The following is a 16,090-nucleotide window of genomic DNA, read 5'->3' as shown; positions in this document are numbered from 1 at the left end:
TTTTGTCGCACCCCCCGGCGTTTGAGGGCGGGGATGCCCGATGTGGCCTGCGCCGCTTAAGCCTGCGCGGCGTAGATCTCTGTGAGCCGTGCGGCTTCCTCGCGCAGACCGTAGGGCGGGTTCACCACGAACATTCCAGAGCCCGCCATGCGGTGTCCCGCGCGGACAGGTGGAAAGCGGACCTCGTGGCGCAGAGCTTCGGGGAAGATCGCGCCGAGATGCGTGAGCATCGCGGTGTGGATGCCGCTGGTCAGGATCGGATACCAGAGCATCAGGATACCCACGTTCCATTTTCGGGCGATCTGGGCGAAGTGGCGGGGAATGCTGTCATATTCCGTCTTCACCTCATAGCTTGGATCGGCCAGCAGCAGCCCCCGGCGCGGCATGGGAGGGCAGAGGGTTTGGGCCATGGCGAACCCGTCCTCCTGACGCAGTCGCGCGCGGTAGGGGGCCAGATGCGAGGCGAGCAGGGCATGCTCGCCCGGGTGCAGTTCCGCGAGGTGCAGGCTGTCACCCGCGCGCAGGCTGAGCGCCGCGATGAGCGGCGAGCCGGGATAGGCGTGGGCCCCGTGTTTCGCGCGTGTGGCATCAAGGCGCAGGCGGTAGGGGTGAGTGGCGGCAATCGCCGTCTCCAGCCGCCCGATGCCCTGTGCGGCCTCCCCGGTCTTGTGGGCGGCCGCATCGCTCAGGTCATAGAGGCCCCGGCCCGCATGGGTCTCGATATAGCTGAGCGGTTTGTCCTTGCGCGTGAGGTAGTCCAGCGCCCACGCCAGCAGCGCGTGCTTGTGGACATCCGCCGGATTGCCCGCGTGGTAGTGATGTTGATAGCTCAGCATGCGGCCCAATAGCAGGCGGTTCCGGACGGGGGAAGATGGCATGAGGGGCGGGGTGTCGCAATCAGGACCAGGTGACCGCACGGTGGCGGCCACCTGATTTGCTGTTGCATACCATACAGGAAACAGATCACTCTTGAATATGTTACGTCACTGAATGTGCGGGTCGCGCTGCGTGGGATGCGTGCAGCGTGTCCCCCAACAAGGCTCATATGGCGTGTGTAATGTGGCGGAAATTGGGGTCTGCGCGGGTAAGGTTTTGGCATTCGGCCACGTTCGGGGCCTTGGGTTGCAAGGCGGCGCGGGGTTGTCGCGCAGGGGTTGAAGGTGCGGAGCGCAGGCTTGTGGCACGCAAGAAAAAGAGGAGAGAGGCATGGAAATGAACCTTGGCATGCGGCCGCAGATGCAGGACTTGCTGGATCGCGTGGCGGCGATGGTGCGCGACGAGATCATGCCGCTGGAGGCCGAGTATCACGCCGAAGTGGGCAAGGGGGACCGTTGGACCTACACGCCCCGGCAAGCCGAAATCCTCGAAGGATTGAAAGCGCGGGCCAAGGCCGAGGGGCTGTGGAATTTCTGGTTGACCGACAGTGCACGCGGCTTTGGCCTGACGACAGTCGAATATGCCTACTTTGCCGAAGCGATGGGGCGCACGCCGATGGGGGCCGAAGTGTTCAACTGTAATGCCCCCGATACCGGCAACATGGAGGTGTTCGAGCGCTACGGCACCGAGGCGATGAAGGCCGAATGGCTCGCCCCGCTGCTGGAGGGGGAGATTCGCAGCGCCTACCTGATGACCGAACCGGAGGTTGCCAGTTCGGACGCCACCAACATCGCCATGTCTTGCGCGCGCGACGGTGATCACTACGTGCTGAACGGTCAGAAATGGTGGGCCACCGGCGCGGGTGATCCGCGCTGCGCCGTTTATATCGTGATGGTCCGGACGGGGGGCGATGACCAGCCCAAACACCAGCGCCATTCGATGATCGTGGTGCCCGCCGACACGCCCGGAATTGAAAAGCTGCGCCCGATGGAAGTCTACGGTCGTGACGACGCGCCGCACGGGCATATGCATTTCAAGTTCGAGAATGTGCGCGTGCCCGCCGACAACATGCTGTTGGGCGAGGGGCGCGGCTTCGAGATCGCGCAGGGCCGCCTCGGGCCCGGCCGTATCCACCATTGCATGCGCGCCATCGGGCAAGCCGAGTCCGCGCTCGAGATGATGTGCAAGCGCAGCCTCGCGCGTGAGGCGTTCGGCAAGCCGCTGGCGCAGTTGGGGGCGAATTACGATATCATCGCCGAGTGCCGGATGGAGATCGAGCAGGCGCGGCTCCTGTGTCTCAAGGCGGCGTGGATGATGGATCAGGGCGATGCCCGCGCCGCAGCCCCGTGGATCAGCCAGATCAAGGTGGTGGCCCCGCGCGTGGCCCTCAAGGTGATCGACGAGGCGGTGCAGATGTTCGGCGCGCAGGGCATTTCACAGGACGTGCCGCTGGCCGCGATGTGGACCCATGTGCGCACGCTTCGGCTGGCCGATGGTCCCGACGCGGTGCACCGTCGGCAGGTGGCCCGCGCCGAATTGCGCAAGCACACGCAGGAAAAGGTCTGAGCGTTCGGCTCAGCCCCCCCGTATGCGGCTGACCATTTCTGTCGTGTCGCGGCTGAGGTTCGGGGTGGCAAGGATGCGGTCAAGCTGTTCCGCGATCAGCGCCCGCCGGTCCGCATCATAGCGCCGCCATGTCTCGAACGCCGAACACATGCGCGCCGTGGTCTGCGGATTGAGTGGATCGAGCGCGATGAGCCAATCCGCGAGCGTCCTGTAGCCCTTGCCCGACGCGTGGTGAAAGCCTGCCGGTGACATGGCGAGCGCGCCCAACGTGGCGCGGAAGCGATTGGGGTTGCGAATGGTGAAATCGCGGTGCTCGGTCAGGCGTGCGGTGGTATCGGCAGTGTCTTCGGGGGCGGCTTGCAGGATCTGCAGGCTGAACCATTTGTCGATCACCAGACGGTCGTGCTGCCACTGTTCATAGAACGCCTGCACCGCGGCTGCGCCTTCGCCCGCCTGTAGAAGGCAAGAGAGCCCGGCAAGCTGCTGGGTCATGTTGTCCGCTGCATCATATTGCGCCTGCGCCTGCGCGCCGCCGTCGCGGCGGGTGAGGATGGCAAGCGCGGCGTTGGCGAGCGCCCGCGCGCCGGTCTGCTCGGGGTCGGGACGGTAGGGGGCGGTGACCTGATGCCGGTCGTACAGCGCGCTTGCGGTGGCCTCCATCGTCACGGCGCGGGCGTCGCGCAGGGTCTCCAGCGCGTCCCAGATGGCTTGCGGGTCGGGGGTGTGCCCCGCGTCATGCAGCGATTGTGCGAGATCGTCCTCGCTCGGAAGCCCAAGTGCGAGGGCGCGAAAGGCCGGGTCAAGCGTCTCGTCGCGGGCCATGGTATGCACGGCGTCGAGATAGGCGGCATCTGGCGCGGCCCCCTCGCGGATCATCGCCAGCAGGCCGTTGCGGGCCAGGGCGCGCCCGGCCTCCCATTTGTTGAACGGGTCGGTGTCATGGGCGAGCAGGAAGGCGCGTTCTTCATTGCTGGTCTCGCGGTCCAGGATCACCGGGGCGGAGAAATCGCGCAGGATCGAAGGGACCGGCTTGGCGGCCAGCCCGTCGAAGGTGAAACTTTGCCGCGCCTCGGTCATCTCCAGCAGTTGCGTTTCTTTGACCTCGTCGCCGTTGGGCCCCAGAAGCCCCACCGCAATCGGGATCACGCGGGGGTCTTTCACCTCCTGCCCCGGCGTGGGCGGGGTGTGTTGCTCGAAATGCAGGGTGTAGGTGCCGCCCTCGTAGTCTTCGCTGACCCGCAGGCGCGGTGTTCCGGCCTGCGTGTACCAGCGTTTGAACTGCGCCAGATCGCGGCCGGTCGCATCCTCGAACACCTGCAACCAATCCTCGATGGTGCAGGCCTGCCCGTCATGCCGCTCGAAATAGAGGTCGAGCGCGCGTGCATAGGCCTCATCCCCCACGAGCCGCTTGAGCATGCCGATCAACTCGGCCCCCTTCTCATAGACCGTGGCGGTGTAGAAATTGTTGATCTCGACAAAGCTTTCGGGCCGCACCGGATGCGCGAGCGGGCCGTTATCCTCGCGGAACTGCCGCGCGCGCAGGGCGATCACGTCGCCGATGCGCTTGACGGGGGCGGAACGCATGTCGGCGGTGAATTCCGAGTCGCGATAGACGGTCAGCCCCTCCTTGAGGCAGAGCTGAAACCAGTCGCGGCAGGTGATGCGGTTGCCGGTCCAATTGTGGAAATACTCATGCGCAATGATCGCCTCGATGCGCTCGAAATTGGCGTCGGTGCTGGTCTCGGGGCTGGCCAGCACGCAGGAGGAGTTGAAGATGTTGAGCCCCTTGTTCTCCATCGCGCCCATGTTGAAATCATCGACCGCGACGATGTTAAAGAGGTCGAGATCGTATTCGCGCCCGTAGACTTCCTCGTCCCATGTCATGGATTTCTTGAGCGCCTCCATGCCGAAGGCGCATTTGCCCTCATCGCCGGGGCGCACCCAGATGTTGAGATCGACCTCGCGGCCCGAGCGGGTGGTGAAGCGGTCGGAATGCGCGACCAGATCGCCCGCCACGAGCGCGAAGAGATAGGCCGGTTTCGGCCAGGGATCGTGCCATTCGGCCCAGCCATTGCCTTGCGCTACCGGGTTGCCGTTGGACAGCATCACCGGCGTGTCGCCCTCGATCCGGACGGTGAAGACGCCCATCACATCCGGTCTATCGGGGTAATAGGTGATCTTGCGAAACCCCTCGGCCTCGCATTGGGTGCAATACATGGCATTTTCGGTTGGCAGACTTTCGCGTCCGCTCGCGGTGCTCGCTCCCACGTTCTGCGGCGACATATACAGCCCCTCAAGCGCGGTATTGCCCGCCGGGTTGATCTCGACCTCGGCCTCGAAGGTGAAGGGTGCGTCGGGCGCATCGGCGGTCAGGCCCTCGGGGGTGACCTCGGGGGTGATCGCCGCGCCGTCGATTTTCGCACCTATGAGGCGGAGGTTTTCGCCATGCAGGAAGAACGTGTGGCTCGATGATGCGGGGTTGGGGCGAAACTCTATCTTGCTGAGAACGCGGGTTTTTTCCGGTGAGAGGCGGAAGGTCAGGTGGACCTTTTCGACCAGAAAGGCTGGCGGAGTGTAATCCGCGAGATAGATGGTTTGGGGTGAGGCGTCTTTCATCGCGGGCGTCTCCGTCGGCTGGATCAAGAGGTTTGCCGGACGTTAGGGCGATGCGCGTGCAGCTTCAATGGGGGATGCGCGCGGATGGACGCATAGGAAAGGAGCCACAATGTCGGCACCCGAGACGAATGTCGAAAAGCAGAAGAAACAGCACAAGCCCGCGTTGATGGGGATACGGGGGGCGGTGCTTTTTGCGCTCGTGCTGCTTCTGGGGCTGATCGGCTGGGTCGCCTCGCAGGGACAGACGCCGGTCGACCCGGACGTGAAGATCGACGGACGCACCGGCGAAGGAGTGGTTGTAGAATGACCGAGGTCGCCTGACATGCCCGCACCGGTGATCTGCTGGTTCAAGCGCGATCTGCGGGTGCAGGATCATCCGGCGCTCGCGCATGCCGTGCGGCTTGGGCCGGTGATCCCGCTCTATATCGTGGTGCCGGAGATGTGGGCGCAGCGGGATGCCTCGGGTAGGCACTATGCGGTTTTGCGCGAGGCTTTGGAAAGCCTGCGCGAGGCATTGTTCGGGATCGGCTTGCCGTTGATTCTCCGCGTCGGTGAGGCCGTGCCAGTGCTGGAGGATCTGCGCGCCTTGCATGGCGTGACCCATCTTGTCAGCCATGAGGAAACCGGCAACGGCTGGAGCTTTGAGCGCGACCGGCGCGTCGCGGAGTGGGCGCGCGGGCAGGGGGTGACGTGGCACGAGATGCCGCAATGCGGGGTGATGCGGCGGCTGGACAACCGCGACCGATGGCAGGGCGCGCGCGATGCGTTCATGCGTGCACCCTTGGTGCCGACGATCTCAGGCGCTGTGGCCAGAGCCGGGATCACGAGCGACCCAATGCCCGAGGCGCACGCGCTCGGCCTTGAAGACCATTGCCCCGGTCGGCAGCGCGGCGGGCGGTGGGCCGCAGAGCGTGCCTTGGAGAGTTTCCTGACCACGCGCGGCGAGAGCTATACCCGCGCCATGTCCTCGCCCGTGACCGGCGCGCGGGCCTGTTCGCGGCTGAGCCCGCATCTCGCCCTCGGCACGCTTTCGATTCGTGAGGCGGTGCAGGCGGGGTGGCGCGCACCCACCGGGCGCGGTGCAGGCTGGGCGCGCGCGATGCGCTCGTTTCAGGCACGGCTGGCTTGGCGTGACCATTTCATGCAAAAGCTGGAGGATGAGCCGTCCATCGAGCATCGTTGCCTGCACCCCGCCTATGAGGATTTGCGCCCCAAGGAGCCGGACGCCGCGCGGCTTGGCGCATGGGCGCGCGGCGAGACGGGGCTGCCCTTTGTCGATGCCTGCATGCGCTCGCTGATTGCCACCGGCTGGCTCAATTTCCGCATGCGCTCGATGCTGATGGCGGTGGCGTCCTATCACTTGTGGCTGGATTGGCGGGCGACCGGGGCGGTGCTGGCGCGGTATTTCACCGATTACGAGCCGGGCATTCACTGGTCTCAGGTGCAGATGCAGTCAGGGACAACGGGTATGAACACGATCCGCATCTATAATCCCGTCAAGCAGGGTTTGGATCAGGACCCGACCGGCGCATTCACGAGGGATTGGGTGCCAGAACTGGCCGGGGTGCCGGATGCGCATTTGCAGCGGCCGTGGGATTGGGACGGGGCAGGCAGCCTGTTGGGCAAGCGATACCCCGCGCCGATTGTCGATCCGGTGGCGGCGGCGAAGGCCGCCAAAGAGGCGGTCTATGCCTGTTGCGCGGCGCATCGCGGCGATGCCGAGACGGCGCGGATCGTGCAAAAACACGCGAGCCGCAAGCGCCCGCGCCGCAAGCCGCGCAACGATGCACAGCTGAGCCTCGACCTCTAATGCCGCGCGGCCGCCGCAAATCCGACCTGCCGGTCAAGACCTGCGCCACGTGTGGTCGCCCGATGCAATGGCGGCGCAAATGGGCCAAGGTCTGGGACGAGGTGCGCCATTGCTCGGACCGCTGCCGTAGGATGCGCACACCGGCTGGTGTGGACGGGAAAACCACGGCCGGTCGGGATGCGTTTGACCGGTGACGCGACCCCCGCCCACGGCACGCAGCATCGCGTGGAAAGGTCAAGAAACCGTGCAGGGATTTTGGGCAAACCCGCATCAGCGCACGAGAATATGTGCGCGGATTGATGTTTTGTTATTTCACTCTGCGCTATATCTTAGGCAAATGGAACGCAACGCGCCTGACCAAGAAGGACCAATATGACTCGCCCGGTCGTCGGCATCATCGCAAACCAGTATCAGATCGACAATCGCTACCCCACCCATGCGGGCGGCACGATCAACTCTTCTGCCATGGCCGATGTGGCAGGGTGCCTGCCGCTGATCATTCCCGCTGACCCGCGCTATATCTCGGTGGCGGAGCTTATGGACGTGTGCGACGGCTTTCTGCTGACCGGCGGGCGGCCCAATGTCCACCCCGAGGAATATGGCGAAGAGCCGACCGAGGCGCATGGCGCGTTTGACCGGGCCCGCGACGCGATCACCCTGCCGCTGGTGCGCGCCTGTCTGGAGCGGGGGCAGCCGTTTCTGGGCATCTGCCGCGGTTTTCAGGAAGTAAATGTCGCCATGGGCGGCACGCTGCACCCCGAAATCCGCGATCTGCCGGGGCGCGACAACCATCGCATGCCGCCCGAGGGCACGATGGATGAACAGTTTGCCCTGCGCCACAAGGTTCGGTTCACGCCGGGCGGCGTGTTCCATCGCCTGATGGGGGCCGAGGAAGTGATGACCAACACCCTGCACGGGCAGGGCATCGTGCGGCCCGGACATGGCGTGGTGATCGACGGCTGGGCGCATGACGACACGCCCGAGGCGCTCTATCTCGACGGCGCGCGCGGCTTTACCCTCGCGGTGCAGTGGCACCCGGAGTACAACGCCACCAACGATCCCGTCAGCCGCCCGCTGTTCACCGCCTTTGGCGATGCGGTGCGGGCCTGGGCGGCGGGGCAGGTGGCCCCGGTGCTGCGCAGTGCCTGACCGACACGCGGCCTAGCGTGACCACGCCGGGGCAATTTCGTCCTCGTTGCACAGCAAGGCCGCTTCGTGCCGCTTGAGGCAGGGACGCGCGATCTCGCGATGGCGCCCCGGCGCGCTGCGCAATTCCGGGAAGATCGTGAACAATTCCTCGCGGGCGGCGGCATCCACGGCTGAAAGCGCGGAGTCTCCGGCATAAAAGCTCTCGGTTGCTATGCCACCGGCATAGATCACCTCGTGGCGGTCGAACATGATGTGGATATAGGTCACTGCCTCCTGTTGGGAGACCGTCACATCGCGCCCGTTCACCAGATGCTTGGCCGCGACGAGAACCTCGCTCTCGCCGAAAAGCAGCTCGGCGCGATAGCCGGTGAACAGCAACCGGTGCTGAGGCGAAACCAACAGAGCTTCATGCCCGCCCATCACGCTTGACGCGATGGAGATGGGGGCAAAAGCCCCTGTCGCGTGCACGGTTCGCTCGCCGATCCAACGCACCGGCTGCAACCCATGGTCGCGGGTCACCACCATGTCGCCAAGCCGCAGCATCTCGATCGGGCGCTCACCCCATTGGGTGAGGATCCGGGCACCGGGGGTGAAACAGATGATATTCTCGATCTCCGAGAAATTCACCACTGCGCCATTCAGGGTGAAGGTGCCGGAAAGGCCCCCGGCCGCGTCGTCGGTATTGGTGAAGGTGATGTCGTCGCGCCCGATATCGGGGGTCAAGACCAGCGTGTCGCCCGCCGTCTCGTCACCCTCGCCGCCGATGATCGTGATGGTGCCGGTGTCGGTCTCACCGAGATCCGTCAGAATAAACACATCGTCGCCGTCGCCGCCCTCGGCACTGTCGCCCTGGCTCACGTTGATCGTGTCGTTACCGTCTTGCCCGAACAGCTGATCATTGCCGGTGCCGCCGGAAATCAGGTCATCGTCGGCCTCGCCAAAGATCGTGTCCTCCCCGGCATCGCCGGAGAGGGTGTCGTTGCCGTTACCGCCGTTCAGGATGTCGTCGCCTGCGCCGCCATCCAGCAGGTCGTTGCCGTCATCCGCGTTGACGGTGTCATTGCCAGCCCCGGCAAGGATCGTGTCATCGCCCGCCCCTGCCTCTACGCTGTCGTCATTGTTTGCGGCAAGGTTGTCGTTGGCGTCGATGCGGTCGCCCTCGGGATCGCCGATATAGTCGATATCGATGAGTTCGCCCGCTGCCGTGCCTTCGACGATTCCGTTGAGAGCGACATCGAGGACAAGATTGTCGAGGGCGATACCTGTCAGGCTGCCGAAGGCCCCTGTATCGCTCGTGGTGGAGAGCGACAGGTTGCTGGTCGTCTCGGTCGCGGTGAAGTTGAAGGTCGCGGTCTGCCAGTAGGGGGCCGTTTGCCCGGTGCTGTCGATCGGGAGTGTCAGTGTTTGCGTGCCGATGGTGACGTTCAGGTTCGTGGCGCCCGCCTGATTGCTGGTGCCGTTCGAATCGTTGACGTAGAAGTCGAAGGAAAACGTATAGGTTTGGCCAGCGACAACGGATGTGTTGAGCGTGGTCGACAGCGCCTCGCGCGCCGTTCCGCCATCTCCGAACAACGTGATATAGCCGCCGCCCGAGGCGTCGAGATCGGCGGGCATCCAGCCCTGATTGGCCCATTCGAAACTGCCGTCGGTCTGAAGATCGGGTGAGCCCGAGGTGATCGTCCAGCCAGAGGGGGACTGCGACCCAGCCGTGGCGGTGTTGGTTTCAAAGACACCGTTCGTGATGTGGTTCGCCATCTTAAATCTCGTACTCGTTCAAAAGCCTTTCTTTGCCTGCCCGATCATCGGGGCAGGATTCGGCCTGACTTGACCAGCGCATAGCCCCCGTTCGCCCGTCTCCATCTTGTGTGGCGGTGCCGCGCAGCGGGGATGATCCCGAGGGGGTAGTCGGGATGCGGTGCCCATTGCTGGTTTGTTCTGAGTTGAATGGCATAACTATTTGTTCTTCCTCGTACTTAACACACGGCATGCTGGCAGCATCACGAAGCTAGGCAAAATGTCTGTTGATCGGGTTAAGCGGTCTGTCAGGCGGGTCTGTGGTGGCAATTCGACATCTCAACGGCAGCGCGCGGCTGTATTTCAGGGTCACTCAGGTGCAGGGTTGCAAAAGACGTGCCTCATGGCGTTTCAGGCAGGGGCGCGCCGTGGGTCCGTAGGCTTCGGGATGGGTGCGCAATTCAGGGAAGATGCGGAACATCTCCTCGCGGGATTGATCGGAAATCGCGGCCAGACCGATATCTCCGGCGTGAAAGCTCTCGGTTGCGGCACCGTCGGCATAAATCACCTCGTGGCGATCGAGCATGACGTGGATATAGGTGACCTCGGCCTGTGGTGCCTCGGTGACGTCGCGCCCATCCACCAGGTGTTTGGCCGAGACCAGCACCTCGTCGCAGCCGAACAGCAGTTCGGCCTTGTAGCCGGTGAAGAGAAACCGGTGTTGCGGCGAGACCAGAAGCGGTGCTGTCGCCCCGTCAAGCACATGCGCGGCCACGCGGATCGGGGCAAAGCGCTCGATACCCGGCACCGTGCGACGGCCGGTCCAGCGCACTGGTTGAGGGCCATTGTCGCGGGTGATGACCAGATCGCCCGCCCGCAGGCGCTCGACACGGCGCAGGCCGCGCGGCGTCAGAATGCGTGCGCCGGGGGTAAAGCAGATGATGTTCTCGATTTCCGAGAAGGTGACGAGGGTGCCATCGGCCAGCGTGAACGAGCCTGATAGCCCGCCCGCGGTGTCATCCGTGTTGGTGAAGGTGATGTCGTCCGGTGTCACGTCGGCATTGAGCTGAAGCGTATCGCCGGCTGTCTCGTCCCCCTCGCCACCCACGATATTGATCGTGCCCGCGCCTGCCTCGCCGAGATCACCGATCACGAAGAGGTCGTCGCCGTCACTGCCGAACGCCACGTCGCCCTCGGCCAGAAAGAACGCATCGTTCCCGGTGCCGCCATAGATCGTATCCGCCCCGGTGCCGCCGGTCAGAGTGTCATCTCCTTCGTTGCCGAAGATCTGATCGTTGCCCGCGCCGCCGTCGATAAAATCGCCGGTTTCGTCTGCCATCGGCACCTTGAAATCGGTATCGACACGGCTCGCGGCGAGCGAGCCGTTATCGGCGCTGGTCGAGTTGAGCGAGATCGACACGATAGGCTGCGCCGAGAGCGCCGCGTTATCGGCGTTGATCGCGAGTTCAGGGGCAAGGAATGTGTCACCGGTGGTGGTCTGGAACACCACTGCTGTGATGTTCGCTGTGCTGCCATCGGCATAGGTTAGGGTGGCGTTGTAGACCTGCACGCTGTCGAGCGTGACGCTTTGCCCGCCGATGGTCACGGTTTCGGGCGTGTTGCCGTTGTCATTGTCGTCGACATTGCCCGATCCGTTAGGATCGGCGGTCGTCATGTCGAGAAGGTTGTCATAGAGCGGTGCGTCGAGAGAGCCGTAGGTGCCGAAGAGATCGGCCATGTTCTCGGAAATGCCATTGGCCTCGTTGGGATCGATATCAGCGAAATTCCCCAGGTTTATGACCTGAAACGACGTGCTGAGCGTGTTCGTGCCGCCGGTGCCGGTGAACTGTGCGGGATCGTTGCCGCCATAGAGCGTGTCGTTGCCGGAACCACCGAGGATCGAATCCTGGCCACTGCCGCCGATCACCAGATCGTCACCATCGCCTGCATCCACGGTGTCGTTGCCGGGACCTGCCTGCACCTGGTCGTTGCCGAGACCCGACGCGACGCTGTCGTTGCCTGCACCTGCGTTGACCGTGTCGTCATTGCCGTCCGGGCCGCCACCCAGTCCGGTATCGACCGAGTCGCCATCCCCGTCAGTATAGGTGTCGTCGATGACGTCTGCCCCGGCGGTTCCATCCACAGGGCCATTGGAGATAGAGAAGGTCGGCGCGTCCTGCACCGTTGCGGATGTAATCGTGTCCACCGGGCCGAAATCCGGCACGAAATAGACATTGCCGTCGGTGGCGAGGAAAAAGACGCCTGGTTCGGACGTGTTGGTGAAGGTCTGCCCGTTCCAGGTGCCGGACCAGATCCAGTCCCCCGCACCAAGTTCGGTGTCGGTGGTGAATGTCACAAGCGGGTCGACAATGCCGTCGTTCGGATCGAGCGACCCATCGCCCAATTGTACCAGATACCCGTCGGGCATACCCGTCACTCCTGCCTCGCGGGGGTGTGTCCCCCGCCATTGTGTCAGACGCGCCAAGGCTCTTTGATGGCCTTGCTTCGCTAAGACGGGATGCGCTTCATGTGCTGTTGCATCCCGTTGTTTCCAAAATGGATACACAGCGTCTGCGGCGGCAATTGGCGGGGTTTTTGGTGAATTTGCGACAGATTGAGGCGAAAGCCTGGCTTTTCGAGCTCAGGGTTGTGTCGGCTTGTCTCAGGTGACCGCGTGGCGTGTCCGGTGCTCTGGAAGGTCCCAGAGACGGTTCTGCATCACGTCGGTCAAGATGCGAATTGCGGTCTCGACCTCGGCCTCCGAAATATAGAGCGGGGTAAAGCCGAAGCGCATGATATCCGGCGCGCGGAAATCGCCCATCACACCGCGTGCGATCAAGGCCTGCATGGCAGCATAGCCTTCTTCAAAGCGGAACGACACCTGAGAACCGCGCCGTGCCGGGTCTTGCGGGCTGGCCAGTGTCAGCATCGGGCAGGCGGCCTCGACCCCTTTGACGAACATCTCGCTCAGTTCGATCGAGCGGGCGCGCAGATCGTTCATGTCGACACCGTCCCAGACATCGATCGCCGCTTCCAGGGCCGCCATGGCCAGCACCGGCGGCGTGCCGACGCGCATCCGTTCGATACCCGCGCCGGGGCGATAGGCGGGTTCAAAGGCGAAAGGCGCGTCATGTCCAAGCCAGCCCGAGAGTGCGGGAAAGGCTGTTTCTGCGTGACGAGGCGCGACATAGATGAAGGCAGGCGCACCCGGGCCGCCGTTGAGATACTTGTAGGTGCAGCCCACGGCGAAATCCGCGCCTGCGCCCGCCACATCGACCGGCAGCGCCCCGGCGCTATGCGCCAGATCCCAGACCGTGAGGGTCCCCGCCGCATGCGCGCGTGCGGTCAGGTCCGCCATGTCGTGCAACCGCCCGGTGCGGTAATCCACCTCCGTGATCAATGTCACCGCGACCTCATCGGTGATCGCGCCTGCCACCTCTTCCGGGGCGACGATGCGCAATTCATGGCCTCGATCAAGCGTACGGATCAGCCCCTCGGCCATGTAGAGATCGGAGGGAAAATTGCCACTGTCACTGAGGATCACGCGCCGGTCGGGGCGCAGTTCGAGCGCGGCGGCAAGCGCCTGGTAAACCTTGATCGACAGCGTATCGCCCAGCACCACTTGGCCCGCCTCGGCCCCGATCAGTCGCCCGATCCGATCCCCAATATGCCGCGGCTGCGCCATCCAACCGGCGCGATTCCATCCGGTGATCAGCATCTCGCCCCATTCGTCATGCAGGGTGCCTTGCATCCGCTCGATTGCCGCGCGCGGCAGTGGGCCGAGAGAGTTCCCGTCGAGATAGATGACATCCTCGGGCATATGGAACATGGCGCGCGTCGCGGTGAAATCTGTCATCGTCGTCTCCGTTTTTCTGGTCACGTCTGCCCGAAGACCGACGGCAAATCGAGAGGGTGCGTCGTTCGACACCATGCCGCGCCCGCACTTTGCAGTCGAGAGCGGATCCTGCGCCGCGCCCCCGCGACAGCCGGATCAAATAAACCTGTCAGGTGTCTTGCGGGTCGCCGCAGGCATGCCCACTTGCCCCGTCACGGCGTGGTGTCGCCCATGGGAGTTAACGGATTGGACTATCTCTATCTTCTGGCCGGTCTTGCCGGTCTCTTGATCGGTGGCGAGGCGCTCGTGCGGGGCAGCGTGGGGATTGCGCGGCGGCTTGCAATGCCGCCCTTGTTGATCGGTTTGACCGTGGTCGGCTTCGGTACGTCCACGCCGGAACTGCTGGTTTCGGTGGATGCCGCCTGGCGCGGCGTGCCGGATATCGCGCTTGGCAATGTTCTGGGCTCGAACATCGCCAATATCCTGCTGATCGTCGGGATCTCGGCGCTGGTCTGGCCGATCAGGGTACAGGGGCGTGCGCTGTCGCGCGATCTGGGCGTGATGCTGGCCGCAGCCTTGACGCTGGTGCCGATCTTTGCACTGGGGCAGATGGGGCGGCCTGCCGGTCTGATCCTGTTCGCCGGTCTTGTGGCCTATCTGGTCTGGGCGTACCGCCAGCCGGGCGAGGCTGCGCCCGATCTGCCGGGGGCCGCCGGATCGGGGCTGATGTCAGCGCTTACGGTTCTGGGCGGGTTGATCGCGCTCATGCTGGGCGCGCGGTTTCTGGTGGACGGCGCGGTTTCCATCGCGCGGGGCTATGGCATTTCAGAGGCCTTCATCGGGCTGACCATCGTCGCCGTCGGCACATCACTGCCGGAGCTTGCCACGTCGCTGATTGCGGCGCTGCGGCGGCAGTCGGAGATCGCGATCGGAAATATCGTGGGCTCCAATATCTTCAATATCCTCGGAATTCTCGGGGTGACGGCGGTCATCGCGCCAATCCCGGTGGCCGGGCGGTTTCTGGCGTTCGACCTGCCGGTGATGATCGCGGTGTCGCTGTTGCTGGCTGGTCTGCTGCTGATGCGGCCGGTCATCGGGCGCGGCGTTGGTGCGCTGATGCTGGCGGGCTATGGGGCCTATGTGTGGCTGGCGCAGGGCTGAGCCTCTCAGAACTGCCCGCCCGCGATCTCGATGGCCTGACCGTTGACGCTGCCTGATCCCGGCCCGCAAAGCCAGAGCACCGCTTGGGCCACCTCGTCGGGGGCGATCAGGCGGTTGTGGCGGTTTGCGCTGATCATCATGGCGCGGGCCTCATCGGTCGAGACGCCCGCGCGTTCGGAGATCGCGGTGACGTTGCGGCTGACGATTTCGGTATCGACATAGCCTGGGCAGATCGCGTTGAAGGTCAGCGGCGTGCCGAGATAATCCTCGCTCAGGGCTCGGATCAGACCGATCATGCCGTGCTTGCTGGCACTATAGGCCGAGGCACCTTTCAGCCCCTTGAGCCCGGCAATCGAGGAGATCGCGATGACCCGGCCCCAATCGGTCTTGCGCATGCCGGTCAGGCATTCGCGCACGGTATAGAAGGCCCCGTCGAGATTGGTCGCCATCATATGCCGCCAGAACGCCGCGTCGGTCTTGTGCAGGGCGCGACCCTCGGCGATGCCCGCGTTCGGAATGCAGATTTGCACCGGGCCGCGCGCGGCGACCGCGGCGGCGACACCCTCTACCACCTGGCGCTCGTCGGTCACGTCCATCGTGAGCGGGTGCAGGCCGCCGCCCGCCACCTCTTCAAGAATCCCGGCGCGTCGCCCGGTGATCGTGACCTCTGCCCCCTCTGCCGCGAGCGCGCGGGCAATCGCCAGACCGATGCCGCTGCCACCGCCGGTGATCAGCGCGTGTTTACCACCAAGTGCCATATTGCCTCCCTAATATCAGGCGCTACTGTAGCAACGCGCCCGAGGGTGACAACCGCAGAGAAAAGGATGCCGTGCGAATGCTCAAATGGATCGACATGCCGCCGGTCTGGCTTTTGGCGTTTCTTGTCGTCGCGTGGGCGCAGGCCACGCATTACCCCATGGGGTTTGGCTTTGGTGAGACATGGGCGGATCTGCTGGGCGGGCTTATGGTCGGGGGTGGTCTGCTGCTGATCGTGATGGCGGCGATGGAATTCCGGCGCTACAAGACCACCATCGTGCCGCATGAGACGCCCGAGCGCCTGATTCAGTCCGGTATTTTCAAACGCTCGCGCAATCCGATCTATCTCGGGGACGCGCTGATCCTCGCCGGGTTGATCCTGAGATGGGACGCGGTTTTGTCGCTGCCGCTGATTCCCGTCTTCGTCTGGGTAATCGAAAAACGCTTTGTCATTCCCGAAGAGGACCAGATGCGCCGCACATTCCGCATGGATTTCGCCCGATATTGCGAAAAAACCAGACGCTGGGTGTAGAAACCGCGACAATCTTGATATCGCCACTCGTGAAATAGTGTGAAATAACGACCTT

Annotated in this window: 13 protein-coding genes; 7 read left to right on the top strand and 6 right to left on the bottom strand. The window is 64.0% G+C overall.

The genetic code is table 11. The features are described 5' to 3' along the window. Nucleotides 1-56: 56 nt before the first annotated feature. Nucleotides 57-836 (bottom strand): 23S rRNA (adenine(2030)-N(6))-methyltransferase RlmJ, encoded by a 780-nt coding sequence (gene rlmJ, locus BMX04_RS11250; RefSeq protein ID WP_074786544.1) that lies wholly within the window; start codon nt 834-836, stop codon nt 57-59. A gap of 370 nt (nt 837-1,206) precedes the next feature. Between rlmJ and BMX04_RS11245 the strand changes: the two genes are divergently transcribed. Then, nucleotides 1,207-2,442: an acyl-CoA dehydrogenase family protein gene (locus BMX04_RS11245; protein ID WP_074786541.1), complete on the top strand. Its 1,236-nt coding sequence runs from the start codon at nt 1,207-1,209 to the stop codon at nt 2,440-2,442. 9 nt (nt 2,443-2,451) lie between these two features. Here the strand turns inward: BMX04_RS11245 and pepN are convergent, their stop codons facing one another. Further along, a complete protein-coding gene (gene pepN / locus BMX04_RS11240) occupies nt 2,452-5,058 on the bottom strand; it encodes an aminopeptidase N (RefSeq protein ID WP_074786538.1) in 2,607 nt (868 codons plus the stop codon). A 109-nt stretch (nt 5,059-5,167) separates the two neighbouring features. Here pepN and BMX04_RS11235 point away from each other — a divergent pair, with 109 nt between their 5' ends. From BMX04_RS11235 to BMX04_RS11220, 4 genes are all read left to right on the top strand, one after another. Beyond that, nucleotides 5,168-5,365 (top strand): hypothetical protein, encoded by a 198-nt coding sequence (locus BMX04_RS11235; RefSeq protein WP_074786535.1) that lies wholly within the window; start codon nt 5,168-5,170, stop codon nt 5,363-5,365. Nucleotides 5,366-5,380: 15 nt separating this feature from the next. Further along, on the top strand, nt 5,381-6,868 hold the full coding sequence (locus tag BMX04_RS11230; RefSeq protein ID WP_074786532.1) for an FAD-binding domain-containing protein: 1,488 nt from the start codon (nt 5,381-5,383) through the stop codon (nt 6,866-6,868). After that, nucleotides 6,868-7,062 (top strand): DUF2256 domain-containing protein, encoded by a 195-nt coding sequence (locus BMX04_RS11225; RefSeq protein WP_074786529.1) that lies wholly within the window; start codon nt 6,868-6,870, stop codon nt 7,060-7,062. The genes BMX04_RS11230 and BMX04_RS11225 overlap by 1 nt, the downstream gene beginning before the upstream one ends. Before the next feature lie 178 nt (nt 7,063-7,240). Beyond that, entirely contained in the window at nt 7,241-8,017 is a 777-nt protein-coding gene (locus tag BMX04_RS11220; RefSeq protein WP_074786526.1) for a gamma-glutamyl-gamma-aminobutyrate hydrolase family protein, read from the top strand. Between the two features lie 12 nt (nt 8,018-8,029). Here BMX04_RS11220 and BMX04_RS11215 read toward each other — a convergent pair whose 3' ends face one another. The 3 genes from BMX04_RS11215 to kynU all read right to left on the bottom strand — a co-directional run bounded on the left by BMX04_RS11215 (nt 8,030) and on the right by kynU (nt 13,607). Continuing rightward, complete coding sequence (locus tag BMX04_RS11215) at nt 8,030-9,772, bottom strand: Hint domain-containing protein (protein ID WP_074786523.1); 1,743 nt, start codon at nt 9,770-9,772, stop codon at nt 8,030-8,032. Between the two features lie 352 nt (nt 9,773-10,124). Then, a complete protein-coding gene (locus BMX04_RS11210) occupies nt 10,125-12,179 on the bottom strand; it encodes a Hint domain-containing protein (RefSeq protein ID WP_074786520.1) in 2,055 nt (684 codons plus the stop codon). Nucleotides 12,180-12,413: 234 nt separating this feature from the next. Further along, the gene (gene kynU, locus BMX04_RS11205; protein ID WP_074786517.1) at nt 12,414-13,607 is read right to left on the bottom strand and encodes a kynureninase; all 1,194 of its coding nucleotides are present in this window, start codon (nt 13,605-13,607) and stop codon (nt 12,414-12,416) included. A gap of 210 nt (nt 13,608-13,817) precedes the next feature. On the opposite strand from kynU, the gene BMX04_RS11200 reads away from it, so the two are divergent. Beyond that, complete coding sequence (locus tag BMX04_RS11200) at nt 13,818-14,747, top strand: calcium/sodium antiporter (RefSeq protein ID WP_420876404.1); 930 nt, start codon at nt 13,818-13,820, stop codon at nt 14,745-14,747. Nucleotides 14,748-14,752: 5 nt separating this feature from the next. Here the strand turns inward: BMX04_RS11200 and BMX04_RS11195 are convergent, their stop codons facing one another. After that, nucleotides 14,753-15,505, bottom strand: a complete 753-nt coding sequence (locus BMX04_RS11195; protein ID WP_074786512.1) for an SDR family NAD(P)-dependent oxidoreductase — start codon at nt 15,503-15,505, stop codon at nt 14,753-14,755. A gap of 77 nt (nt 15,506-15,582) precedes the next feature. Between BMX04_RS11195 and BMX04_RS11190 the strand changes: the two genes are divergently transcribed. Beyond that, a complete protein-coding gene (locus tag BMX04_RS11190; RefSeq protein WP_244888529.1) occupies nt 15,583-16,035 on the top strand; it encodes a methyltransferase family protein in 453 nt (150 codons plus the stop codon). Nucleotides 16,036-16,090 lie beyond the last annotated feature (55 nt).

The sequence above is a fragment of the Roseovarius tolerans genome (assembly GCF_900109855.1).
Taxonomy (GTDB): domain Bacteria; phylum Pseudomonadota; class Alphaproteobacteria; order Rhodobacterales; family Rhodobacteraceae; genus Roseovarius; species Roseovarius tolerans.
This window is presented reverse-complemented; position numbering and strand designations above follow the sequence as displayed.